This is a genomic window from Haloferax mediterranei ATCC 33500, from assembly GCF_000306765.2.
Lineage (GTDB): Archaea > Halobacteriota > Halobacteria > Halobacteriales > Haloferacaceae > Haloferax > Haloferax mediterranei.
Window position 1 is genome coordinate 2,103,645 of sequence record NC_017941.2, and the last position, 24,366, is coordinate 2,128,010.

General features: G+C 61.2%; 25 protein-coding genes, 1 tRNA gene, 1 pseudogene and 1 CRISPR repeat array (1 of these 28 cut by a window edge). Of the genes and pseudogenes, 12 read left to right on the top strand and 15 right to left on the bottom strand.

Annotated elements, in window-relative coordinates:
* Positions 1-179: a CRISPR direct-repeat array (repeat unit 30 nt; unit sequence GTTACAGACGAACCCTAGTTGGGTTGAAGC); it begins 1,460 nt to the left of the window's first position.
* 1,070 nt (positions 180-1,249) lie between these two features.
* Positions 1,250-2,152, bottom strand: coding sequence for a DUF7351 domain-containing protein (locus HFX_RS10810; protein WP_004059989.1), 903 nt, complete (start codon positions 2,150-2,152; stop codon positions 1,250-1,252).
* Between the two features lie 380 nt (positions 2,153-2,532).
* Here HFX_RS10810 and HFX_RS10815 point away from each other — a divergent pair, with 380 nt between their 5' ends.
* Together HFX_RS10815 and HFX_RS10820 are read left to right on the top strand one after the other, a co-directional pair.
* On the top strand, positions 2,533-3,693 hold the full coding sequence (locus tag HFX_RS10815; RefSeq protein WP_238547483.1) for a M23 family metallopeptidase: 1,161 nt from the start codon (positions 2,533-2,535) through the stop codon (positions 3,691-3,693).
* A 529-nt stretch (positions 3,694-4,222) separates the two neighbouring features.
* Positions 4,223-4,666, top strand: a complete 444-nt coding sequence (locus tag HFX_RS10820; protein ID WP_004059987.1) for a pyridoxamine 5'-phosphate oxidase family protein — start codon at positions 4,223-4,225, stop codon at positions 4,664-4,666.
* A gap of 147 nt (positions 4,667-4,813) precedes the next feature.
* On the opposite strand, the pseudogene HFX_RS10825 reads toward HFX_RS10820, so the two are convergent.
* Positions 4,814-5,005: pseudogene (locus tag HFX_RS10825) on the bottom strand (hypothetical protein); the annotation flags it as partial.
* Between the two features lie 122 nt (positions 5,006-5,127).
* Positions 5,128-5,276: transfer RNA gene (locus tag HFX_RS19700), tRNA-Met, on the bottom strand.
* Between the two features lie 128 nt (positions 5,277-5,404).
* On the opposite strand from HFX_RS19700, the gene HFX_RS10830 reads away from it, so the two are divergent.
* Positions 5,405-6,463, top strand: coding sequence for a DUF7115 domain-containing protein (locus HFX_RS10830; protein WP_004059985.1), 1,059 nt, complete (start codon positions 5,405-5,407; stop codon positions 6,461-6,463).
* Between the two features lie 42 nt (positions 6,464-6,505).
* Here HFX_RS10830 and HFX_RS10835 read toward each other — a convergent pair whose 3' ends face one another.
* A complete protein-coding gene (locus HFX_RS10835) occupies positions 6,506-6,883 on the bottom strand; it encodes a DUF5830 family protein (RefSeq protein WP_004059984.1) in 378 nt (125 codons plus the stop codon).
* A 90-nt stretch (positions 6,884-6,973) separates the two neighbouring features.
* Between HFX_RS10835 and HFX_RS10840 the strand changes: the two genes are divergently transcribed.
* Complete coding sequence (locus HFX_RS10840) at positions 6,974-7,606, top strand: TVP38/TMEM64 family protein (protein WP_004059983.1); 633 nt, start codon at positions 6,974-6,976, stop codon at positions 7,604-7,606.
* Positions 7,607-7,716: 110 nt separating this feature from the next.
* Here the strand turns inward: HFX_RS10840 and gpmI are convergent, their stop codons facing one another.
* Positions 7,717-9,315, bottom strand: coding sequence for a 2,3-bisphosphoglycerate-independent phosphoglycerate mutase (gpmI, locus tag HFX_RS10845; protein ID WP_004059982.1), 1,599 nt, complete (start codon positions 9,313-9,315; stop codon positions 7,717-7,719).
* Positions 9,316-9,555: 240 nt separating this feature from the next.
* Between gpmI and HFX_RS10850 the strand changes: the two genes are divergently transcribed.
* A complete protein-coding gene (locus tag HFX_RS10850) occupies positions 9,556-10,239 on the top strand; it encodes a DUF1405 domain-containing protein (RefSeq protein ID WP_004059981.1) in 684 nt (227 codons plus the stop codon).
* 65 nt (positions 10,240-10,304) lie between these two features.
* On the top strand, positions 10,305-10,958 hold the full coding sequence (locus HFX_RS10855; RefSeq protein WP_004059980.1) for an ArsR/SmtB family transcription factor: 654 nt from the start codon (positions 10,305-10,307) through the stop codon (positions 10,956-10,958).
* 10 nt (positions 10,959-10,968) lie between these two features.
* Here HFX_RS10855 and HFX_RS10860 read toward each other — a convergent pair whose 3' ends face one another.
* Together HFX_RS10860 and HFX_RS10865 are read right to left on the bottom strand one after the other, a co-directional pair.
* Positions 10,969-11,460, bottom strand: coding sequence for a hypothetical protein (locus tag HFX_RS10860; protein WP_004059979.1), 492 nt, complete (start codon positions 11,458-11,460; stop codon positions 10,969-10,971).
* Positions 11,461-11,554: 94 nt separating this feature from the next.
* Positions 11,555-11,764, bottom strand: coding sequence for a PLDc N-terminal domain-containing protein (locus tag HFX_RS10865; RefSeq protein WP_004059978.1), 210 nt, complete (start codon positions 11,762-11,764; stop codon positions 11,555-11,557).
* A 240-nt stretch (positions 11,765-12,004) separates the two neighbouring features.
* On the opposite strand from HFX_RS10865, the gene gatD reads away from it, so the two are divergent.
* Both gatD and HFX_RS10875 read left to right on the top strand, forming a co-directional pair.
* Entirely contained in the window at positions 12,005-13,252 is a 1,248-nt protein-coding gene (gene gatD, locus HFX_RS10870; RefSeq protein ID WP_004059977.1) for a Glu-tRNA(Gln) amidotransferase subunit GatD, read from the top strand.
* 4 nt (positions 13,253-13,256) lie between these two features.
* Complete coding sequence (locus HFX_RS10875; protein ID WP_004059976.1) at positions 13,257-14,165, top strand: GNAT family N-acetyltransferase; 909 nt, start codon at positions 13,257-13,259, stop codon at positions 14,163-14,165.
* Positions 14,166-14,186: 21 nt separating this feature from the next.
* On the opposite strand, the gene HFX_RS10880 is transcribed toward HFX_RS10875, so the two are convergent.
* A complete protein-coding gene (locus HFX_RS10880) occupies positions 14,187-15,212 on the bottom strand; it encodes a PAS domain-containing protein (RefSeq protein WP_004059975.1) in 1,026 nt (341 codons plus the stop codon).
* Between the two features lie 128 nt (positions 15,213-15,340).
* On the bottom strand, positions 15,341-16,420 hold the full coding sequence (carA, locus tag HFX_RS10885; RefSeq protein ID WP_014732514.1) for a glutamine-hydrolyzing carbamoyl-phosphate synthase small subunit: 1,080 nt from the start codon (positions 16,418-16,420) through the stop codon (positions 15,341-15,343).
* Between the two features lie 97 nt (positions 16,421-16,517).
* Between carA and HFX_RS10890 the strand changes: the two genes are divergently transcribed.
* The 4 genes from HFX_RS10890 to HFX_RS10905 all read left to right on the top strand — a co-directional run bounded on the left by HFX_RS10890 (position 16,518) and on the right by HFX_RS10905 (position 18,724).
* Positions 16,518-16,931 carry an Lrp/AsnC family transcriptional regulator gene (locus HFX_RS10890; RefSeq protein ID WP_004059973.1) on the top strand — a complete coding sequence of 138 codons (414 nt, stop codon included), beginning with the start codon at positions 16,518-16,520 and terminating at the stop codon, positions 16,929-16,931.
* A 61-nt stretch (positions 16,932-16,992) separates the two neighbouring features.
* Entirely contained in the window at positions 16,993-17,562 is a 570-nt protein-coding gene (locus HFX_RS10895) for an NUDIX hydrolase (RefSeq protein ID WP_004059972.1), read from the top strand.
* On the top strand, positions 17,549-17,968 hold the full coding sequence (locus HFX_RS10900) for a desampylase (protein ID WP_004059971.1): 420 nt from the start codon (positions 17,549-17,551) through the stop codon (positions 17,966-17,968). Before HFX_RS10895 ends, HFX_RS10900 begins: the two co-directional genes overlap by 14 nt.
* A gap of 57 nt (positions 17,969-18,025) precedes the next feature.
* On the top strand, positions 18,026-18,724 hold the full coding sequence (locus tag HFX_RS10905; protein WP_004059970.1) for an SDR family NAD(P)-dependent oxidoreductase: 699 nt from the start codon (positions 18,026-18,028) through the stop codon (positions 18,722-18,724).
* An 82-nt stretch (positions 18,725-18,806) separates the two neighbouring features.
* Here HFX_RS10905 and kynU read toward each other — a convergent pair whose 3' ends face one another.
* The 6 genes from kynU to HFX_RS19705 form a co-directional block, all read right to left on the bottom strand.
* A complete protein-coding gene (gene kynU, locus HFX_RS10910; protein WP_004059969.1) occupies positions 18,807-20,081 on the bottom strand; it encodes a kynureninase in 1,275 nt (424 codons plus the stop codon).
* Positions 20,082-20,198: 117 nt separating this feature from the next.
* Complete coding sequence (locus tag HFX_RS10915) at positions 20,199-21,224, bottom strand: AIR synthase family protein (RefSeq protein WP_049917509.1); 1,026 nt, start codon at positions 21,222-21,224, stop codon at positions 20,199-20,201.
* Between the two features lie 330 nt (positions 21,225-21,554).
* The gene (locus HFX_RS10920) at positions 21,555-22,505 is read right to left on the bottom strand and encodes an alpha/beta fold hydrolase (protein ID WP_004059967.1); all 951 of its coding nucleotides are present in this window, start codon (positions 22,503-22,505) and stop codon (positions 21,555-21,557) included.
* Positions 22,506-22,623: 118 nt separating this feature from the next.
* Positions 22,624-23,019 (bottom strand): hypothetical protein, encoded by a 396-nt coding sequence (locus HFX_RS10925; RefSeq protein ID WP_004059966.1) that lies wholly within the window; start codon positions 23,017-23,019, stop codon positions 22,624-22,626.
* Positions 23,020-23,126: 107 nt separating this feature from the next.
* Positions 23,127-24,122 carry a YeiH family protein gene (locus HFX_RS10930; RefSeq protein ID WP_004059965.1) on the bottom strand — a complete coding sequence of 332 codons (996 nt, stop codon included), beginning with the start codon at positions 24,120-24,122 and terminating at the stop codon, positions 23,127-23,129.
* Positions 24,119-24,262 (bottom strand): hypothetical protein, encoded by a 144-nt coding sequence (locus tag HFX_RS19705; protein WP_155844694.1) that lies wholly within the window; start codon positions 24,260-24,262, stop codon positions 24,119-24,121. Before HFX_RS19705 ends, HFX_RS10930 begins: the two co-directional genes overlap by 4 nt.
* Between the last annotated feature and the right edge of the window lie 104 nt (positions 24,263-24,366).

Genomic DNA, 24,366 nt, shown 5'->3' on the forward strand with positions numbered 1-24,366 from the left:
CGACGAGTTACAGACGAACCCTAGTTGGGTTGAAGCGTGGACGGGGACGAGTCTATCACCATCGACAGCACCGTTACAGACGAACCCTAGTTGGGTTGAAGCGGGCGCGCCAGTGAATTTCGTCGTCATGTTACATTCAAGAGCAACAGGTTACAGACGAACCCTAGTTGGGTTGAAGCTCTGGGTCGACCGGCATCAACAGCTCGGTCTACGGTTACAGACGAACGCCTCTGTTTAAATCCTCAGTAATTGATACAAACTGTGTGCTGAATATAGAGGGTGCATTCAGCAACTCCACGACTGGCTGTAGGAGACTCTGATGGAGAAGCACGACTGATCGTGCTGAAATCGGAGTAGGATACCAACCTCGGGTTATTTCAGGACGTGATACATTGCGAAACTGGGAATGCGGGTATTCAGATGGGTGGTTAACCGATACAGACAACTCGAAAATATGGCGTCACACCCTGCAGTAGCTGGAGGACCTGAGATTGCAGTTGACCTGACTATCGTACTGGGTCTTTGGTGCCTCTGGGTACTGATAAGTAGGGGTGTAGGTGCGGCTTTAGATTTCACTCCACTCATACTCATCCCACTTGGTACCGCTATTGCGTTTCTGCTCATTGATACAGTAGTTAGTCGGGTATTTTGACAGAGGCACGATGCAAACAGTGGACTTCAGTGTCTGCCAGCCAACTGAATTCACAACGTAGACTCTTGGGTGCTACACACACGCCCTGTATTCAGCACGGTTTCGATAAACTATCACCGACCGAGGATTTCAACAGAGCCAGACGAACCCTAGTTGGGTTGAAATAAGGTGGAAGCATGGGTGACACTATGAATCGCGGTGGCGGAGATACAGCCTACCAACGAGACAGCCCACCGCCACGAACAACAAGCCGCCACTCAAAACGTCTCTGAGCAACCCAGACACCCCAGTATTTTCCACGATGCCGAAGCTATTCTGAAACACGAGCAATTGAATAACTAAAGCCGACCCTCCAAGCACAGTCAACAGTCGTGCGTTACTGACATTTTGAATACGGCTCATGACACATTCAATACTCAGACATATAAAAATTCATTAACATAATAAAGAATAATTCCGGCGTGGTTTCGGAATATTGGAGATCTGGCAAAACATCCATCTGAATTCCGAGCCTATAGCCCTCTAAGCCACGTGTTCACACGAGCTTCAGACGACCCAAATCAGAGAGAACTCCACAAACACGTCATATCTGCGGCATCACTCAACTTCCACAGTATGGACAGTAAGGTCGTCGTCGACGACGAGTGTCGCAACGGAACCCTCGAATTCGACGTCGACGGCGGCGCGGAAGGGTTCGTCCGACTGGACCCAACCACGCACATGGGGGAGCAGACTCTCCGTCGCCTGCATGTTGCTCGAGGTGGCGGGCGACACGCCCAGTTCGAGTAATGCGCTCGCTACTCGTGGCTCGAACTGGAGTGCGCTCACGATATCGACAGTTGCGAGCCACGAACACGTCTTACAGGACATCTCAGCTGTCGGCGTTTGTTCGCCGTCGAGTCGGTCCTGCGGTATGCGAGACGATATCGCGCCTGCACACGACGGGCACTGTCCCGTCCGCGCCAGTCCGACGTGATACATAGCCCGGTCGTAGAGCGGCTGAGAAATGTCTTCGTCTTGTTGGGCGACGATCCCGTTCTTCGGGAACGCGTACGTCAACCCCCAGAATACGTCACACTCCGGACAGTCGATGGTGAGGTACTCCTGTTCGTACTGGCCGCGTAACTTCGACTCGCAATTCGGACACGGCGCTTCGATGTCGAAATCACTAGGTAGTTGCTCTGTCGGCCGATTCGCGACGACGGCTCGGTAGATCGCGACGGCACCGGCTGTCGGGGCGTACTTGTCGCCGACGTTCTCCACGTAGACGCCGCGAAGCTTCTCTAAGTGATAGTTGAACTTCCCGCTGTCCTGCATGTCGACCGCCGCCATCAGTTCCGAGTACGACAGATGGCGTTTGTCTTTCACTTCAGAAAGTGAGTCCGGGTCCAACGGTTCGTAGGTGTCGAAGAACGCCCGCAAGATGTCGAGTCGCACCTCGTGACCCAAAATCGAGAATGCTTCCTCGGGGACGTTCTCCTCCCAATCGTGACCAGTCATGGTCGTGTATCTGTGAGCGAAGTACTCAACATTGTGATAGATGCTGCTGTGTGAATTGTTCTTGTGAATTTCGGTTCACAGAACCAATAACTTCCACGGTGGCCACCAGTCATTCAATGTCAGAAACACGACGCGGTTCTGCGTCACGCTCTCGCGTTTCGCGCATCCGTGAACGCATCAAGTCGATTAGCCCGTTGTCGTTGGTGATGTTGGGATTTCTCGGGTTCCTCGGAGACGCGTTTAGTCAGCTAGAAATTCTCAAACTCTTCAAGTTCTTCTGGCTATTCGCTTTTTGGCCGATTGCTGCAATGCTATTCGGCGCGATTCGGAACGCACTCGGGTACGAAAAGGACAGTCCAGGCCCGCGTGACTGGCTGTCGATGGACGACAGCCTAACCACGTACCTCGCATTTTTTGTCGGACTCCTGCTTTCGTTTTTTAATCCTCTCGCGCTCTGTCAAGACATGATGCAACTGTTGGGGAGTATCGTCGCTATCGTTCGTAATCGCGGCTCTCTTCCGGACCCAGAGAGCTACGAACAGTCGGGTTCGTACCGGCTTCCCGTCGAGGGAACGTGGACGGTCATCAACGGAAGTCCGATCAAAAAATACTCGCACTCGTGGTTTCCGGCCACCCAGCGGTACGCCCACGACTTCGTGATTACGGACGAGGACGGACGAACGCACCCCGAAGGAACGGACACGAACACGGCCAACTACTACTGCTACGACCAACCGGTTGTTGCACCCGCCGACGGTACCGTTGTCAGCGTCGGCGACAGTGACCCCGAACTGTCGCGAGGCGGCGGATTCTCCCACCCGTTCAAGCGCAGTATCATCGGAAACCACGTCGCGATTCGCCACGCAGAAGGAGAATACAGCAATCTCGTCCACCTCGTTCCGGGGAGCATCGAGGTCGAACCAGGTGACCACGTCAAGCAGGGCGAACAGATTGGTCGGTGTGGTCACACCGGGAACTCCTCAGAACCACACCTGCACTTTCAGCTTCAAGACCACCCGACGTTCGAAATTGCCGCCGGACTCCCGGTCAAGTTCGAGAACGTCGACATCGAAATTCCCGGAACGGATGTCGTCGAAACCACCGACTGGAGCACCCCGGAAGACGAGGACAGCGGTCGGTACATTCACGTCGGCCAGCGGGTCACGCACAACCCGGACGATAGGTCACACCGCAACGAGGTAGAGACGAAACCGTCCGAGACATCGCTCGATACGAGTTCCAATCGCGCCGTCGCGGTTGGGGTGTTCGCCAAGGGTATCTCCATCGGCGGCATCCTCACCGTCTTCGCTGGGGCCGTCGTATCGTCGCTGTCGACTGTTGCAGTGGTGCTCACGGGGAGTGCTGCACTCGCCGTTGCGTACTGGTGCGGCCGCCGTCTCCTGAGCGATGACCCGCCGAGTTCAAGCGGTCTCGTCATAGCTGTTGCCGTGGGTCTCACAGCACTCTCGTGGGCGCGGCCGGAGAACTCGATACGGTTTCGGGATTTAGTTCGTTCTCTGTCGGAGGTGGAATGTTCGTGATAGGTTTCCTGTTGTACGGTGTTACCAGTGCGTATCTGCGGTATCGACTCTCGGAAGATGACGTTGCAGGTAGCCTGTCCCGACGTGTAGGGTCGTAAACGGAGAGTCCGCACCATTCAGAAGCACGGTTACCGTTCGACAGCAGCCACGACCGTCACTGGTCGTGACAGATATCAAAGAACTGTCTCCGTCCTTCAGTAAAACCGTGAGACAGTGTCTCGACTCTGCTATTCGGATAGAATTGTAAAGTAATTGGACCACCCTAGTTAGGTTGAAGCAAGAACTGCCTGTCCAAGCAAGCGGTGATAGAACAGCGGCCGTGCCGACTCGATGGGAATCCTGCGACCCATAGCGAGCATGAGAACAGGATGGGGCGCAGAAGACCGGCCTCTATTTTGTGTCGGAGAACGCGTGGTGCTGAATAGAAGGCACTTACCCAGTGACGGTTGTAGGGGTCGCCTTCGAGTTCCGAATGGAGTGATACGTTTGAGGCCGAATTCTTTACCCAGTTCGTCACGAACAATAGACAATGACCGACACCAGCCCAATCGAGATGGACGAGGATGAGCGGGACGAATTCCTCGGCAACGGCGGCACGGGCGTCATCTCGTTCTCAACGCCGGACGACGACGCTCCCCACTCGGTCCCTGTTTCGTACGGGTATGACGCGACCGAATCGACCTTTTACTTCCGCCTCGCCCTCGGAGGAAACAAGAGTGACGTCATTGACCGTGCTGTTACGTTTGTGACCTACAGCCACGAGGATGACGAGTGGCGGAGCGTCGTTGCCAGCGGACGGCTGGAAGAAGTCTCCGAGGAGTCCATTGCCACCGAAAGCCTTCAGGGACTCGAGAGAGTTCATATCCCACTCGTCGATATATTCGGTGTTCCTTCGCGAGATGTGCCGTTTGGATTCTACCGGCTTACGACCGAGAAACTAACCAGTCGGAAGGAATCGAAGACGATGACTTGAACGACGTGTCGGTTTCACGCTGGGTCAGCAGTTCGCTATTCAATACGACTCTCTGTCTTTTAACTTGACGCGCTACAGCGTCTCTCGGAAGCGTCGGCGCGGATGCGGCTTTCGGAGACTGTCGAATTGTGTGGTGTTGAGCGAGTGAATCATGTCACGTGCAGGAGTCGGCGCACAGACAGCGAAGAGATAGACGCCACCTTCTTCGAGAAGATGCTCGTGTTGGCTCCGTCGGAGAAGGAACCGTCCGCGGCGCTGTGCTTCGCCGTAGACGACCATCGCGCTCTCGATTTCGACGACAGTCCCGGGTTTGAGGAGACAGATGCCGACGAAGAGCAACTACCACAACCACTGCTGGTCGTGACAGGCATCAGAGAATCGCCCCCTCTGTTTCCAGTGAAAAATTAGGAGACAGTGATGTGGCTACCCTATTTGAATGGGCATGTAAAGGAATTGAGGTATGCCCGGGGTGGGCTCCGAACCCACGATCTCCGCATGTCCCAGGTACGAGGCCGGCATGACCTCGCGAGGGGCGGAGGCTTCCAAGGCGTTCCGCACCGATTGTGAAACCCTATGAGTGCGGCGCTATGTCCAGCTAAGCCACCCGGGCTCATCTTGGCGTTGTGCGCTGGTTGTATTTAAGCTTCTCATCTCGGTCGGCCCTGTATCGGGTCACCACAGCACTCGATTCGGTTCATCACCCACGGATTTATGCCCCAACACTGGGTGCACACACGCATGAGCCAACCGGAGATCGTCCAGTCCGTCCTTGGTGAGGAAGACGTGGTGACCCGCGTCCACCTCGGGGGCGAGGACGAACTGTTTGTAACTCCGACGCGGACGCTCGTCTATCGAGCCGAAGGTCTCCTTTCGGACGAGTCCGTCGACGAGTTTTCGCACGGTGCCGAGCGACTGTCCGTAAGCGAGGGTCGACGAAAGGCGAAAATCTCTCTCGACTACGGTCTCGACGGGAGTGAAACGTTCTCTCTCTCCGCGAAACGACTCGACGATGCACTGCAGCCTATCGTCGGCGGCGTGCTCGCGGCCGCTGGCGTGACAGACGAAGGCGAAAGCGTCATCCAGACGTTCCGTTTCAGCGAACTCACCTTCGCCGTCACCGACGCGCGTGTCGTCCGCCATATCGGGAGTGCAGTCTGGGACGAAGACTACGAATCGTACCACTACAGCGACGTCTCCGACCTGGAGTTCGAATCCGGGAGCGTCGCAACGACTGTCGTCCTCACCGTCGACGGCCGACAGGAACGATTCAAGATTCCGAACGAGGAGGCGCGACTCGTCCGCGAGAAACTCGCGCAGGCGTTGTGTGAGTACCACGGGGTCGGTAGTCTCGAAGAGTTCCGCGTCAAGATGGCCGAACAGGCTGAAGCCGAAGCGGAGACTGAACAGGAGCGGGACAACACGGACTTCGGCGCGGGTCCTGACCCGCTGAGTGCGAACCCCGGCGAGCTATCCGACGAGCCCGCCAACGCCACCCGAACGGAAAACGACGAGCCAACTGAATCACCCAACCGCCAACCCGTTGAAGCGGCGTCGACAGCCGGTTCCGTGTCTGAGACGCAGTCAGTCACGTCTGAACCGGACAACGTTGCCGACGCATCTGACCTCGGGTTCGAGGGGTCGGGCTTCGAGTCAGCCACGGAATCGGACGGAAACCAGGCCGACCTCGCCGCCGAAATCGAATCGCTCCGCGAGGTCGTCGAGGCACAGAACGAACAACTCCACTACCAGCAAGAACTCATCGAACAACTCATCAACGAACTGCGCCGCGGTCGATAAGGCCTGAGTTGGAAGGGCTTGACTCGGTAGAGTTAGATTCGATTACTCTCGCCCGAGCACTTTTCTGATACACGACGAGCCGAACGGCCCGAGTTCTCCGGATTCGAAGCGAACGAAGTGACCTGTCGAAATTGACGCCCCGCAACGGCGACAGTCGAAGTCGCCCTCGCGTTGGACGACCTGACTCTCGAAGCGGACGAACGTCCCGCCGCGCTGATGTCGGATGCGCCCGCCGTCTCGCTCGATGATGCCGCGAAGTTCCGCAGTATCGAGAATGTCTCGTGTGAGCGTCGGGTCGGTCGTGACCGTTTCGATGCGGTCGACGACCTCCGAAAGCGAAAGCTCGTCCGCTTCGAGGTGGGCGAGCAGGTCGAGTGCGAGTTCCACGCGTTCTTCGCGCGAGTGTTCCGGTTCCGTCACGAATTAGGAGGCAATCGAGCGGCATCGGGCTAAAGCCCTCCGAAGCACAAAGCGTTTGGTCGCGGCGCGACGACCCAGTGCAGAGCCATCGTGTCCCGTTCGCGTCTCGCTGCCGGTCTCGCACTGGCCGCCGTCCTCGTCGGTGTCCTCCTCGCCTCCCCGGAGACAGTTGTCTCCCGCGCGACGTGGGTCGCCGCAGACCCGGTTCGACTCGTCGTCGTTGTGAGCGCACTCGCGCTCGTTCGCCCGCTGCTTGCGTGGCCGACGACGCTCCTCGCGCTCATCGTCGGCTACGGACTCGGCCCCGTGGGGCTTCCGTTTGCACTCACACTCATCGTTCTCACGAGTATCCCGCCGTATCTCTTCGCGCGCCGCTACCGCGGGTCGACCAGACTGGCCGATATGGGCGAACGAACTATCGCCGTCACCGGTTCTATCCGAGGTGTGACGGCGAGCCGACTGCTTCCGATTCCGTCCGACGTGGTGTCAGTTGCGGCGGGCGTCTCGAACGTCAGTCTCGCCGCGTTCACTCTCGGCACTGCGGTCGGTGAACTCCCGTGGGCCATCGGGGGCGTCGTCGCCGGTGCGTCCGTCGAGACCCTCACGACTGAGTCGTTCGGGGCAATCGTTCGTCCGGAGTTTATCGCGCTCGCGGCGGTCGCGGGAGTTGCACTCCTGGTCCCGACAGTCTACCGCCGGTATCGGGTGGGAACCGAAGCGTAGTCGGAGAAAGTGTGCCGTTCTACAGCGGAGAGTGCGGTTCGAACAGGAGAGTGTAATCCGAAAGCGACTCGCCTATTCGAGCAGTGACTCCCTATTCGAGCAGTGACTCCCTATTCGAGCAGCGACTCGCCGGTCATCGCGGTCGGTTGGTCGACCGTGACGAGTTCGAGGAGCGTCGGCGCGATGTCACAGAGTGAGCCGCCGTCGCGGACGGTTCGACCACCGGAAAGCGGTCGGTCCGCGTCCGCCTCGTCGGTGTCCTTCTGGGTTTCGTTGTCGGTAGTTTCACCGGACGCACCTGCATTTTCCTCCGCGTCCTCGGCCGCGAGGTAGACGAACGGGACCGGGTTGAACGTGTGTGCCGTGTGGGGGGCGTCTTCCGTGCCCATGTCGTCGGCGTTGCCGTGGTCGGCGGTGATGCAGACGTGGCCGCCGTGGTCGCGGACGGTCTCGACGAGTCGGCCGAGTTGTTCGTCGACCGCTTCGACGGCCTCGATAGCAGCCTCGTAGTCGCCGGTGTGGCCGACCATGTCGGGGTTCGCGTAGTTGAGGACCATCACGTTCGGGTCGTCGGACTCGATGGTGTCGATGGCCGTGTCGGTGAGTTCCTCGGCGGACATCTCGGGTTGGAGGTCGTAGGTCGGTACGTCCGGACTCTCGACGATTTGTCTGATTTCGCCGTCGAATTCGACCTCGCGGCCGCCGTTGAGGAAGTACGTGACGTGGGGGTACTTCTCGGATTCGGCCATGCGCATCTGCGTCATCCCCTCTTCCGCGAGGACCTCTCCGAGCGTGTCTTCGGGCTGCTCCGGCGGGAAGGCGACTGACACGTCGAACGTCTTGTCGTACTGCGTCATCGTCGTCATGAGAATCTCCGGCGGGGTCGTCTCGAACTCCCATTCGGGTTCGATGTCGCAGAGCATCCGGACGAGTTGGCGTGCGCGGTCCGCGCGGAAGTTGAAGAAGACGACCGAATCGCCGTCTTCGAGCGCGGGCGCGTCGTCGATAAGCGTCGGTTCGACGAACTCGTCCGTGTCGTCGCGGGCGTACGACTCCGTGACCGCGTCGACCGCCGTCTCGGCAGTCCACTCGGCCTCGCGGTTGACGATGGCGTCGTAGGCGCGCTTGGTGCGCTCCCAGTTCTGGTCGCGGTCCATCGCGTAGTACCGACCGGAGACAGTAGCGACGTGGCCGGTTCCCTGTTCGTCGGCGACGGCTTCGAGTGTCGAGAGGTACTCCTCGCCGCCCGTGGGACTGGTATCGCGGCCGTCGGTGAAGGCGTGGGAGACGGCTTCGACGCCGCGCTCTGCGGCGAGTTCGATGAATGCGTGAAGGTGTTCCTGGTCTGAGTGGACGCCGCCGTCGGAGACGAGTCCCATGAGGTGGACGCGGCCGCCGGTCTCTTCGACGTGGTCGTAAGCCGCCGTGATAGCCTCGTTTTCGTAGAACGAACCGTCTTCGATGCTGTCGCCGATGCGGGTGTACGCCTGCTTGACGACACGGCCCGCCCCGATGTTGAGGTGGCCGACTTCGCTGTTGCCCATCTGGCCGTCAGGCAGGCCGACGCGTCGGCCGTCGACGACGAGCGTCCCGAAGGCACCGGTGTCGCGGTAGCGGTCGAAGTTCGGCGTGTCCGCCGCTTTGACCGCGTCGCGGTGGTCGTGGTCGCCGAGACCCCAGCCATCGAGGATAATGAGGGCTGCGTTCATGCTCGGAGGTTCGACACCCCGGGGTAATTGTCCTTTGTTCTCGGCAGTGGGTGAGAGATTGTCGCGTACTGAGTCGCTGCTTGCGTCCTACTGCGTCGCTGCTTGCGTACCCCTCACCATCGTCCTCGTCGTCACCATCTCAATCCTATCGACCACCACAACCACCACTATCGCCATCTCAATCCCATCAACCACCATCTCCCGACGGCCTTTTCTTTCACCGCTGCGTCCGAATCGGCGATGCGCCTGCGAGACTTCGACCTCGACGCGGCCGTCGACGAGTGGGTCGAGTACTACCTCGGAAACGGACCCAGCCTCGTCGTCTTTCTCGTTCTCAACGCCTCTGCGTTCCTCGTTGGGGTGAGTTTCTACGTCCACTCGGACCCTTCCCTCGCCGACCTGCCGACCTTCTTCTACCCGCTTTTCGGCGACTCGCCCGCGGCCCTCGCGTTGATGACGCTCTCGGCCGCGACGCTTCTTCCGAACCTCGGCCGCCGCGTGGCTGACGCCCCCGTGAACCGCCCGCTCGCGTACCTCCATACCCTCGCATTCGTCTGGTTGCTCAAGTACGGCATCTGGACGGTCGTCGCGCTCAATCTCCGACCCGACCTCTACGTCGGCTTTTCGGGGGCCGCACTCTGGGACTACTGGGGTATCATGCTCACCCACGCCGGGTTCCTCGCACTCGCCTTCCTCGTCCCGCGCTACGGTGCGACCACGAAGGGGGCACTTGGGTTCGCGCTCGCGCTCGCGCTCGTGAACGATATATTCGATTACGGCTTTGGATACTACCCGCCGCTGAAGTACGAAGCAGGGCTTTTGCTCGCGGCTATCACGGTCGGGCTTTCGTTTCTCTCGGTGGTTCTTGCGGCGCGCTCGTTCGACCGCCTCTCACGTACCTCCCCGGAACGGCATAATCGCTAACCGCCCGACTGCGGTGGGTTCCACATGAGTCAGGCTTTTCCCCGCCCACAGTCTATGAGCAGATAATGGACTCCGCGGTACTGCTAGACCTACTCGGGAACGAAAACCGCCGCCGAATCCTGCGGTTGCTCTCGCACAAACCGTGCTACGTCACCGAGATTAGTGAGTACCTCGGCGTCAGCCCCAAGGCCGTCATCGACCACCTTCGGAAACTGGAGGATGCGGGACTCATCGAGTCCCGAACCGACGACCAACGACGAAAGTATTTCCACATCTCGCGGAACCTCAGACTCGAAGTGAACGTCTCACCGTACGGATTCGGCGCGAAGAGTGCCTACCCGCCGAGTCCGAGCCTCGACATGGCCGGCCGGTGTCCGCACGTGTCGCTCGAACTCGAAAACACCGAGACGGACGATATCTCCGACTTGGCGCGCGAACTCGGCAAACTCGAAGAACTCGACAACGAACTCTCACTGGCACAACGGTGGATTCAGGGTCGACTCACGGAGATACTCGACCGCATCAACGACAGACTCGGCGTCGACGCCGACAGTCGGTTCTACGCGGAGATTCTCGCCTCGCTCGCAAACGGGTCACAGTCGGTTCACGGTGTCGCAAAGGACCTGAACGCGGACCCCGCGGTCGTCGACACAGCGCTTCACCACCTCGCTGAGGGCGGATTGGTCGCTCGTGACGGCGACGGTTGGCGAATCGACTGACTAAATCGACTTACAGGTCTTGTGTCAGTCCGCTCCGGAGGTCGCGTCCGAAGTAGTGGCCGACGAGCCCGGCGACCCCGCCGCTCAGTGCGCCGACGCCCGCGATAGCGATTCCGTAATCCGCGAGCAACTGCACCGCAAAGGGCGCGAATACGGAGAACAGCGTCGAGATGACGAACGCGAGACCGGCGGCGATAGCCCCCGCGAGGCCGACTTCGGCGTAGCGTCGTTTCGACCCGACGAGACCGATGAGGAACCCGACGGCAGCGATACCGGCAAAGCGGCCGAAAAACCCGATAATCGGGATTGCACCACCGACGACGAGACCGCCGACGGAGAGGAGCAGGGCCGCGAGGAACGCGCGCGGGGAGAACAGCCCACTGAAACGACCCCCGTTACCGCCTGCTGACTGGGTTGTCGGCGTCGGTTCGTCGTCGGAGTTCAGTCCGGAGAGGATATCGTCGACGGACCGCTCAGACTCTTTTTGGTCCGACCGTTGCATGTGTGACAGGTCGTGGGCGAGGGTGATGGCTCTTGTGCTGAGCCGATTGGAAAAGTGTAGTCAGAGAGGGACGGACCGAGTTCGTATCGCTCCGTTAGGCGTTCCGGCCGAGGAGGACGTACAGCACGATTCCGAGGAGCGGGGCGAGAAAGACGACAACTGCCCAGAGGAAGGCCGGGTGGCTACTGTTCTTCCGTGCATCACTGTACGTCCACACGACCATCCCAATCGTGACGAGGAAGATAAGAAAAAACAGTACGAATGCACCACCACCGCCTGACTGGAGGAATATACTGGAGAGCATACTGTGGCGAATGAGTCTCCGTATAAAATACCTTTTAAATATCATTTCAATGAAATCATAGTATTTCCATCTCCGTCCCTAAGGTCGTACCACTCCAGCAATCGTACCGAGAGACGAGCAAAGCGAGTCTCTCGGCACTTTTTGGTCCAGATTTTTGCTCCGAGCGGGTCGCGGAGCGACCCCGAGGAGGAAAAAGGTGGAATGGTGGGTTTGAAGTCTGCCCCCGCGGTATCCCGCGATATGAACGCAGGGGACCGCGTCCGCGTCACCCGCGCGGGCGTCACGAACGAAGGCGTGCTCATGCCGTCTTCCACAGAGGACCACCTCGTCGTCAAACTCGGCGGCGGCTACAACGTCGGCATCGAACGCGACGATGCAGACGTCGAGGTTCTCGAATCGGATGTCTACGACATCGAAGATGCACAGTCCGAAGGTGACGGCACCTCCGAAATCGAGTTCGACGAGGACCTACCGACCATCTCGCTCATCTCGACCGGCGGGACCATCGCCTCCACCGTCGACTACCGGACGGGAGCCGTGACGGCGCAGTTCGACGCCGAAGACGTGCTTCGTGCCGTGCCGGACCTCGCGGGGCGCGCGAACTACCGCGGGCGCGTCGTCGCCAACATCCTCTCGGAGAACATGACGACCGACGTGTGGGTCGACCTCGCCGAGGCCATCGCGGAGGAAATCGAAGCGGGTGCCGACGGCGTCGTCGTCATGCACGGCACCGACACGATGCAGTTCTCCGCGTCGGCGATGTCGTTCATGCTCGACACGCCCGTTCCCATCGTCTTTACGGGCAGTCAGCGCTCTGCGGACCGGCCCTCTTCGGACAACGTCATGAACGCCGTCTGCGCCGTCGAGGCCGCGAAAGCCGACGCCGCCGAGGTCATGATTTGCATGCACGCCTCGGAGTCCGACGACGTGTGCGCGCTCCACGAGGGCACGCGCGTCCGCAAGAACCACACGTCCCGGCGCGATGCTTTCCAGACCATCGGCGCAAAGCCGCTCGGCAAAGTCGACTACGAGGCAGAAGAAGTCACGTTCCGCCGCGACTACACCGCACGCGACGAAGAAGACCTCGCCCTTCACGCCGACCTCGACGCGGATGTCGAACTCATGAAGTTCACGCCGGGGATGGACCCCGCGGCGCTCGATTACCTCGACGGGAAAGCGGGTCTCGTCATCGAGGGAACAGGTCTCGGCCACATCCACACTGACCTCATCCCTCGTATCGAGGAACTCATCGAGGACGGCACGGTCGTCGCCATGACCTCGCAGTGTCTCGAAGGCCGCGTCTGCGACCGCGTCTACGACACCGGCCGCGACCTGCTCGATGCCGGTGTCATCGAAGCGGGCGACACCCTCCCCGGTACGGCGAAGGTGAAACTCATGTGGGCGCTGGCGAATCTCAGTGACCCCGCGGACGCGATGGGCCGCAACCTCGAAGGGGAACTCACCGAACGGTCGGTTCCGTGGGAGTAACGTGATGGAGGTACGACCCGCACGACCGGAAGACTACGACGCGGTCGCCGCATTCACCCGCGACACGTGGGCCGACCGCGGCGGGTCGGACTACATCCCCGAAATCTACCACGAGTGGATTGCTCCCGACGACCCCGAGCAGGCGACCCTCCTCGTGGATATGGGCGACGAGACACCCTCAGACGAGATTGCGGCCATCGCGCAGGTCGTCATGCTCTCGGAGTACGAAGGCTGGGCACAGGGGATGCGCGTCGCACCCGATTACCGCGAACAGGGGATTGCGACCCACCTCACCCACGCCCTGTTCGACTGGGCGCGAGAGCAAGGCGCACGACGAGTGCGGAACATGATTCACTCGTGGAACACGCCAAGTCTCTCGAACGCCCGTAGCGTCGGGTTCGAACCCGGAACCGAGTTCCGGTGGGCGACCCCCGAACCAGATGCTGACGCGACATCCGAACTGTCCGTCAGCGACGATGCCGACGCGGCGTGGGCGTTCTGGACCGAAAACGAGATGCGAAGCGCGCTTTCCGGCCTCGCGCTCGACCCCGACGAATCGTGGGCGCTGTCGGAACTGACCCGCGACCGACTGCACGACGCCGCGGCCGACGACCGTCTGTTCGTCGTCGGCGACGACAGCGCAAGCGGCTTCACGTACCGAAACCGGACCTACTCGCGCGAACTCGAAGACGAAGGCGAAGTGCTGTGGGCCGAGTACGCCGTCGCCGCGTGGGACGACCTCGACGCCTGTCAGGCCATCATAGATGCCGTTCGACGCGATGCTGCATCCGTCGGTGCCGACCGGACGCGTGTCCTCTTCCCCGAGAGCGTCCAGTGGGTGTCCGACGCAGCGGCAACCAGAAGTGACGTTGCGGACGAACCGACGTTCGTGATGGAAGCCGACCTCTCGTAAGACAGGTCGTCGGGGTTCTTCTCACAGCCACTCCACACCGTCCACTTCGAACCGAGCACCGCCGAGTTCCGAGTCTGAAACTTCGAACGTCCAGCCGTGAAGGTCCACGATTCGCCTCGCGACCGACAGTTGCATCGACTCGTAATCGACGCCGAGCAACTGGTCCGGCTTCGTCGCTGCCCGCTCTTCCGCCGAGGGGCGCGGCCCGTCGTCATCGACGTAGAACCCGCTGTCCGTCGAGCCGACGATAATCTCAGTGGGATAGCCCGGAAACGAACTTCGCTGGACGCTGTTGGTCAGTAGTGACCCGAGGAGCAGGCCGAACAGATGGCGGTCCGCCGAGAGCGTCCCGTCACCGACGATGCGAAACGACGCCTCGCGTTCCTCGTCGAGGTCGTGCCACGCCTGCATCGTGCACTCCCGAAACTCAACCGCTTCGAGTTCCAGCGAATTCGTCTGGGTGACGAGTCCGATGCTCCGTTTGACGATGGTATCGATACGCGAGAGTGCTTCCGAGAGCGCCACCGCGTCTTTTCCGTCCGCCGAAACGAGCCGTTTCGCTGCTTCGATAGCCGACGTGAGGGGTTGTCTGAGTTCCGTCGAGAGGACATTGACGAGCAACGCGAGATGTTGGTTCTTCTCGTTGACCTGCAACTCTGCGAGTCGTCTGTCGGTGATATCGAGGTGGACGACGAGAGCGAACTGGCCGTGTTTCCGTGTGTCGAACGGGACGGCACGGAGCATGAACCACCGGAACACGGACGGGGAGTGACACGGATACTCGGCGGTGAACAGGTCTTGTTCCCCTCGGAGTATCGACCGAATACCGTCGCTGACGACACCGGCCACTTCCTCGTCCTCGCTTGCGGCATCGCACACGTCGAGATAGTTCTCACCGATGGAAGAGACATCACCGACGTAGCCGTTTGCGGCCGCAAACGTCCGCCACGACCGGTTCGTGTAGACGATATCTCCGTGCTCGTTGAGAAGAGCCACCTCCGCCGGAAGTTCGTCGAAACCGCGCTCGATGAGCGATACGTCGTCCATCACATGACAAAATAGGCCGTGAGACTGTTTGACAGTTTCTCCGACCCGAGACGGAGCGCACCGCTCCGTGGGCAACGGTCGCGTCGATTATAAATAGAAAAACGAAATCTGGCCGCAGTGAGACGGCGTTAGTCGGCGATAACTCGCCGCTTACGCCCGTTTCCCTCCGACTCCGTCATAGCGAGTACGTCGTCGAAGAAGCCGAGCGAGTCGTGGGGGCCGGGGTGGGCTTCGGGGTGGTACTGACGGGTGATGACGCTCAGTTCCTCGCTTGCGAGCCCTTCGGCGGTGTCGTCGTTGACGTTGACTTGCGTCACGTCGAGGTGTTCGCCGGGGTCGGCGACGGTGTACCCGTGGTTCTGCGTCGTCATGACGACCTTTCCGGTCTGGAGGTCACGAACGGGCTGGTTCACACCGCGATGGCCGAAGGCCATCTTCTCGGTGGTGCCACCGAGTGCGCTCGCGACGATTTGCTGACCGAGGCAGATACCCGCGAGTGGAATGTCACCGGCGAATTCCTCGACGAGTTCGCGCGTCGCCGTGTAGTTCTTCGGGTCGCCGGGGCCGTTCGAGATAAACAGCACGTCGGGTTCGAGTTCGGATACGTCCTCGGCAGTCGCGTCGTAGGGGAGGACGTGAACCGTCGCGCCGCGGTCGACGAGCGAGTCGGCGATGGACTGCTTCGCACCGCAGTCGACGAGTGCGACTGTCGTATCGCCGTCGCCTTCGAACGTCGTCAGTTCGGGCGTCGTGACCTGCGCACCGATATCGACGTGGTCGCTCATGCCTTTACACTTCGAAAGCTCTTCTTTCGCATCCTCGGGGGTCGCATCCTCGCCGACGGCGATTCCGACTTTCATCGCGCCCTCTTCGCGAATCGACGTGACGAGGTCGCGAGTGTCGAGATGGTCAACCGCCGGGACGTCCTCCTCGGCGAGCCACTCGACGACTTCGTCGGTGAACTCGCGTGCAACGGCGGCACGAGGGTGGACCCGGTCGGACTCGAATCGCTCGGCTCGGACGCCATAGTTCCCGATGAGGGGGTACGAGAAGGTGAGCACCTGTTCCTCGTACGAGGGGTCAGTCAAGCTCTCTTCGTATCCAGTGTATGCGGTTGTGAACACCAGTTCACCGCGTGTGCGTCCCGGAACGCGACCACGCGCTTCGACCACGCGGCCGTCTTCCAGGGCCAGATAGGCGTCCGACATTACGAGAAACGAACGGAACACGGGTGCATAAGTGTTACTTTCGAAGCCGAGTTACGAAATTCGTAATTGGTAAGTCGCTGGGGTCGGCACGTGGGATATGGACGAGTTGGACCGACGTATCCTCGATATCCTTCGACGGGACGCTCGGACCCCGAACACGGAGATAGCGGCGGAGGTCGGGACCTCCGAAGGCACCGTCAGAAACCGCGTCGAACGGTTAGTCGAGGAGGGCGTCATCGAGCGCTTTACGATTGCGACCCGGACGGGGAACCTGAAGGCGATGGTCGAGGTGACTGTCGCGGTCGACGTGGACACGAACGACGTGTCAGATTTGATGGCCGAGTGGGAAGATGTCGACTTCGTCTGGCAGGTTTCCGGCGAGGAAGATATCGTCCTCGTCATCGACGCGGCGGACACGCGAGCGGTCAACGACCTCATCACTCGCGCACGCGAGCACGAAGACGTAAAGAGTACGAAGACGCGCCTGATTCTCGACGAGCGCATCGGCTAACCGTCACCGAGAGCCGTTCCGCATCGAAGCTTAGTTTACCCCCGACTCCGACGAGACGGACATGAGCGACGCACAGGCCGGTGAGGCCACGGAACTCCACGAGAACGCAGCACAGGACGTTATCGCCGTCGACTCTGACGACAACCCCGAAGGGCTCGTCAATCGACTCGAAGCCCACACGGGCGATGGCATCCGACACCGCGCCTTTACGTGTCTCGTGTTCAACGAGGAGGGCCAACTGCTTCTCGCTCAACGCGCGCCGAACAAGCGCCTGTGGGACACCCACTGGGACGGCACCGTTGCCTCCCATCCCGTACAGGGACAGACCCAGAAAGAGGCGACCGAAGAGCGACTCGAAGAGGAACTCGGTATCACGCCCGACCAGTACTCCGACCTCCGCGTGACAGATAAGTTCGAGTACAAGCGCTACTACGGCAACTCCGGTCTCGAATGGGAGGTCTGTGCCGTCCTGAAGGTCACGCTCGAAGACACCAGCCTCGACCCCGACGAAGACGAGATTGCGGGGATGCTCTGGGTGGACTACGAGCACCTTCACGACCACCCCAAATGGTACCGCCAACTGCGTCTCTGTCCGTGGTTCGAAATCGCGATGCGCCGTGACTTCGAATAAACTCTCGCTCGAAGCAGCCACCTCCACGACGATTCTCTCGCACGCTCGCGAGGGGGCCGCCCGCGACCCGCCGCAAGAGGTCTGCGGCGTCCTCGTCGGCGACCGCGACGCGGCGACAATCACCGCCGTCCTCCCCGTCTCGAATGTTGCCGAAGAGCCGCGTGTCGCCTACGAACTCGACCCCGAAGAGACCGTTTCCGCCTTCGACGAAGCCGAATCCGAGGGAAACGACGTGGTTGGCTTCTATCACTCGCATCCCGAGACAGACCCGGTTCCGAGCGCCACCGACCGAGAGCAGGCGTCGTGGCCGGGGTACGTCTATCTCATCTGCAATCCGGATGGTCGCTTCACTGCTCACGAGTGGACCGGCGACGAGTTCCGCGAACTGGCTATCGTCGTGGAGTAGGCGGCCCGGCCGCTCTGCTTCGGTGAGAATATCCTCCCTGAGTCCGCAGTGTCGCCTATGGAACCCACCGTCTACGACGACCTCGACGGACAGATTGCGCTCGTCACGGGCGCGAACCGAGGTATCGGCCGCAAGATTGCGGAGAATCTCCGCGACCTCGGGGCGACGGTCTACGCCGGGTCGCGAAGCGTCACGAACGAGACGCCCGACGGGACTGAACGCGTCCTGCTCGACGTAACCCAAGAGGGCGACATCGAAGACGTGGTCGACGGCATTTTCGCCGACCAAGGACGACTCGACATCCTCGTCAACAACGCCGGAATCGGCGGCGAAGGAGACGACATCGTCGCGGAACCGACCGAACGAATCGACCGTACCCTCGCGGTCAACCTCCGCGGCCCGATGCTCATATGCAAACACGCCGTCCCGCTGCTCCTCCAAAGCGAGGGCGGCCGCGTCGTCAACGTCTCCTCCGGAATGGGCGCGCTCGAAGAGGGCCAGTCCGGTGGCTCGCCGTCGTATCGAATTTCAAAAACCGGTCTCAACGGCCTCACGGTCTACCTCGACGGGCAGTACGGCGACGACGGTCTCATCGCTAACTCGGTCTGTCCGGGGTGGGTCCGAACCGACATGGGCGGCGAGGAAGCGGACCGTTCAGTCGAGAAGGGGGCGGAGACGCCCACGTGGCTTTCGAGATTCGAAGCGGGCAGTCCGTCGGGCAAATTCTGGCGCGATAAGGAAGTTATCGACTGGTAGAGGAAGTGGAATCGTTTTAGCGCCCTTCGTGTCGAACAGACGATTGTTCATGTACGCACTCGCCAACTCCATCGCCTGACTTTCACGTCACCCCGCCGCTCTGTTTCTCGAACTCCTCGTACTCCTTCTCGTCCAGAACTTCGCGCAGATGCTCCACCGTCCTGTACACGTCCTCGAAGCCGACGTAGGACGGAACGGGCGCGATGCGGACGACATCCGGCTGGCGGAAATCCACGATGACGCCGCGTTCTTTCAGCGCGAGGCTGATGCGGTACGCTTCGGGATGTTCGACCGCGACGTGACCGCCGCGGGCCGCCGGGTCGCGAGGAGTACCGACCTCGCACTCGGGAAGGTGCTCGTCTACGAGTTCGATGAGGAAGTCGGTGAGCGCGAGCGATTTCTCGCGGAGTGCGGCCACGCCGCCGGCGTCTTCGACGATGTCGAGTGCGCCATCGAGCGGCGCGGTGGCGAGAATCGAAATCGTCCCGGTCTGGAACGCGGCGGCGGAGTGGGCGGGGTCGTACGTCAGCGCCATATCGAACTGCGTTTCCCTGGCGTTGCCCCACCAGCCAGCCAGCGCGGGGGTCACGCCGAAATGTCGCTCGTTGACGTAGAGACCGGCGAGTGCGCCGGGCCCGGCGTTGAGATATTTGTAATGACACCAGACGGCGAAATCCACGCCGATATCGGAGAGTCGGTGCGGGACGGCCCCGATGGAGTGTGCGAGGTCGAACCCGGCGAGTGCGCCGGCGTCGTGGGCCGCTTCGGTGATGGTCTGGATGTCGAACAACTGGCCGCTCCGGTAGAGCACGGAGGGGAGAAACACCATGCCCACGTCGTCGTCGATAGCTGCGAGCACGTCTTCGATGTCGATGGTCCGGCCGTCACGGCTTTCGACTACACGCAGTGCCTCGTCTGGGTCGCGGCCGTGCTGGCGGAGTTGCGCCCGAATCGCGTAGTGGTCGGTCGGGAAGTCGAGGTCGTCGACGACGATTTTCTCGCCGCGGTCGGGGTCGTAGAACGTTCCGATGAGCGTGTGGATATTGACCGTCGTGGAGTTGGCGACGACGACTTCCTCGGGGTCGGCACCGACGAGGGGTGCGAGTCGTTCGCCGAGTCGCTCGCCGTAGGTGTGCCAGTCTGGGTCGGCGTCAGTCCACCCGCGGATAGCGAGCTCTCTCCACTCGTCGATGACATGTTCGAGTGCGTCCTCGGCGTCGACCGAGAAGAGACCGAGCGAATTACCGTCCATGTACAGTTCGCCGTCCGGAACGTAGAACCGCTCTCGGAGGTCCGAAAGCGGGTCCGCCGCGTCCCTCTCACGGGCGGTTTCGACGGCACTCTCGTCGTCGTTCATAACCTTTGGTAAGCGCGCACATGATAAGTAGTTGCACGACCCATACGGCGTGGTGTTTTTCGTATCCGTTTGCGCTGACAGGAGTTCACTCGTATCGATGAATGCCGGGCGACTACGCTACTTCTCTGCTTCGTTGGCGAGGCGTTCGTAGGCACCCCACGACGGGTCCACATCGGGGTGGTCGATGCGCTTGCCGTCGACGACGACACCCTCGCCCAAGACGACGGTTCCTGCGACGCCGACGGGAGTTCCCCGAGCATTGAGCGCGGAGATTACGTCGTCCGTCACCTCGGGGTCGGTCGCGACGATGAGCGACCCCGCGGTGGTCGAACGCCACGGGTCGATATCGAGATACTCGCACACGTCGCGGACGCCCGGTCGGAACGGAATACTCGATTCGTCGATTTCCAGTTGGACGCCCGCACTCCCTGCAATCTCGTTGAGGGCACCGTGGACGCCGCACTCGGTGGCGTCGTGCATCGCGTGGACACCGTGTCCGCCCGCGGCCGAGACAGTCATGGCGTCGCGGACGGCGTCGGTTTCGTCGAGTCGTTCCTGTGCGATTTCGAGGGTGTCGGGGCCGAGTCCGTCGAAGCCGTCGGGAAAGAGCGTCGTCAAGAGACCAGTCGTCTCGACAGCGGGGCCTTTCGTCACGAGCACATCGTCGCCCGGGCGTGCGCCGTCCGGGCGAACAACGTCGTCGTGGTCGCCGACCGCGAGGGCGGTTGCGCCGCCGACCCACGGGTACGAACAGTCCGAATAGCGGGCGGTGTGACCGGTGACGATACTCACACCGAGGTCTTCGGCCTCGTCGTGCATCGCAGCCCAGAGTTCGGCAAACTCCGCGTCCGTCATCTCTGGCGGGAGCGTAAACGAGATGGCGAGATGCGACGGGTCGAGACCTGAAACGGCGATATCGGAGAGGACAATGTCGATAGCGAACTGGCCTGCTCGCTCGAATCCGAGTGCCGGGAGGACTGATACCGGGTCTGTCGCCAGTGCAACCGCTGTTCCGTCGATGTCGAGGAGGCCGAAGTCGACGCCGTGAGTCGGACCGAGCGCCACGTCGTCCCGGGTGGCACCGAGTCGCGGGTAGATGTACTCATCAAAGAAGTCACGGTCGACCTTTCCGAGGTCGGTCATATCCCGAAGTGAGGTGGCCGCGAGTAAGAACGTACCCATCCGCCGAGGGCGGGCAGGTCAGACGGGGCCAATGCAACGGAGGGACCACCAAGCGCCGGTGTAGTGACTCGGCGAGTGAAAGTGGGACGGTCCCCCGTCCCTGCTCATGAAGAAGACGCGGAGACGGTTCGAAGGAGTATGGAACGTCCCACCACCGGACTGCAACCGCGTCACTCCGATTTGAAGGCCGGACGTACAAGAACCTCGCTAAGTCCCCTCGATGGACCTATATAGTTGAATTTAGACACCGACAAATATTGCCGGATTCGGGGTGTCGACGTGTCACGAACGTTAGACCGGACGATGACTCGTCTCGTCGGGGGTGTTGTTCGGTGTCCGCCACGCATCGTCGACGTGCTCGATGATTGCGCGGGCGACGGCCACTGGCTCTTCGTGGTGTACCCAGTGTGTCGCTTCGTCGAACATCCGGAGATGGCCGTCAGAACAGAACGATAGGCTCTCTCTTGCCATCTTCGACCGGAGGAAGCGGTCACGGGACCCCCAGACGACAAGTGTCGGAACCTCGACCGTCTCGGTTCTCGGCTGTGGGCGCTCTCGAACGGCGGCCCGGTACCAGTTGACCATCGACTGATACGCTCCGGGAACGGACCACGCCGACCGGTAGTGCTCAAGCTCCGCCGTCGAGAATGTTCCTGGAAGCGCGGAGTCGGTCATCGTCCGCTCCAGGACAGCCCAGTCGCCGAGGGGTGCGATAAGTTCTGGGAGCTTCGGAACTTGGAAGAACAGCATGTACCAACTTCGAAGCTGCTGTGCCGGGTCGCGCTTGAGGTGCCGAGCAAAGACCGTCGGATGCGGGACGTTTATCGTCGTGAGTGACCGCACCCGGTCTGGATGGTGAAGCGAGGTCCACCACGCGACAGCGGCCCCCGAGTCGTGGCCGACGATGTGTGCTTTCTCACGGTCGAGTGCATCGAGCAGGCCGACGATATCACTGGCCAGTTCGTCGATACTGTACCACTCGATACCCTCGGGATGGTCGCTCAGGTTGTATCCACGCTGGTCCGGGACGACGACTCGGTAGCCCGCGTCCGTGAGCGGGCGAAGGTAGTCGGCCCAGGCGTACCAACACTCGGGGAACCCGTGAAGCAGGACGACTAACTCTCCGTCTTCCGGCCCTGCTTCGACGGCGTGGAGCGTCACATCACCCACGTCGATACGGCGACCAGTTGCCTCGACGAGCAACTGTACGTCATCGCACGCCAGCCCAGATTGATCCGACATACCCACCGCTACGCAGGCGAGAGACAAATGTACCCCGGCGAGCGGGCCAAGGCCTTAACATTCGCCGGATAAACGTGACGTTCGTTTGGTTCGTCCGGAGGCGTCCGTCCCGTCCGTGTCAGATGGCGGTGACCCACGCGCGGTAGTCCTCTTCGCGGCTATAGACTGCCTGGAAGACGCGATCTGCGAATCCGGCGAGTCGATTCGCATCCGAACGCGCGGTGATTCGGACGTTTGTTCCTTCGGCCTCATCCGGACTTTCGAGTTGGTCGATACGGAACTCGGGGAACTCCGAGAGCAGGTCCTTGAGGCGGTCGAGTTCCTCGTCGGTCACGTCCATATTGAACGTCCGTTCGGAGAACTGAATCCACGGCCCGGGACCCTCGCCGTCGAGGTCCGGGTTGCGTTCCGCCTCGATAGTGAGAAAGGCGCTCCCGCGGTTGCGGTGGGCCTCGACGGCGTCGGCGAAGAGTTTCCGGCGCTCACGGGATGTGTCGGCCTCGAATCGAGTCATGAACGTGGCTACTCCCGCTCGGTACAAAAACGACCCGCGTCTCGATGATGGGACAGAATAGCTCACGTCTCAATAAGAGGGCAACACGGCCCAAGGACCGCCACAAATCAAAAGAGCGTGAGCACCGCTGCAAGCGTTAGTGCGCTGATGGTGAGTAATTGTACGCCGAGGACGGCCAGCGGGGCAACGCCCGTTTCGCGCATGGCATCGAGACGAATGTCGAGTCCGAGACCGACGAACGCGAGTGCGAACAGCGCGTCGCTGGCAGTTCCCACGGCCGCCAGTGCGTCCCCGGAGAGGATACCGAGATTGGCGATAACGGCGACCAGTCCGAATCCGATGAGGAAGCGTGGAACGCCCTCGAAGACGGATTGGAGACCGCTCGTATCTCCTCCAGCGTAGCGAACTGCGTACCAGAGAGCGACGAGGCCGAGCATCGAGTTTCGGGCGAGTTTCGTCACGGTCGCCCACTGACCAGCGACTTCGGAGTGGGCGAATCCGGCCGCGGTAACCGGGCCGGTGCTGAACATACTCAATCCGGCCCAGATTCCGAACTGGCGACCGGTGAGGGGAAGCAAGTCGCCCGCGAGAGGGAACACAGCGAGGGTGAGCGCGTCGAAGAGAAGCACTGCCGCGACGACGTGTGCGAGTGACTCGCCGTCGGCATCGATGGTGCCGGCAATGGCGGTGGCCGCCGAGACGCCGCAGACACTTGCACCCGCTGCGAGAAGCGAGCCAGTTTCGTCGGCGAGACCGAACACGCGCCCGGAGACGAGTTCGACGAGCAAGACGCCCGCGCCGACCGTCACGACGACGAGTGTGACAAGCGTCGGTCCCGAGGCGATGAGTTCGTCGATGGCAATGCGTGCGCCGAGGAGGACGATGCCGGTTTCGAGCAGTAACGTCTGTGTAGCGACGCCCGGACGGGCCCATTCGGGGACGCCCGTCGCGTTGGCGACGATGGCTCCGAAGAAGACACCGAGAAGGAGCGCATTGACACCCGGAATGGCCCCAGCGACAAGCGTCGCTACCCCGGCGAGGACGACGAGGAGGGCGAGTCCGGGGAGGAGACGACCGAGCCGAGCGATTGGCTCCTCGCTCACGGCCCGAGCACTGCGAGGGCGGTCACAACTCCGAGTCCGAGGGCGGTCGCGCGCCACCCGCGTTCGAGGGTGCGCCAGCGACTATAGGCGCGCGCGAGCGGGTCCTTCAGGGTATCGCGCATGAGTGACGAGTCGCGCATTGGTTGGGGTCACGAGGCCCTCCCCGTTGAACGTATCGCCTCTCGTCAGTGGAATCGGCAACATATTCCCATACACTCGGCGTTGAATCACTCCCCCGGTGGTT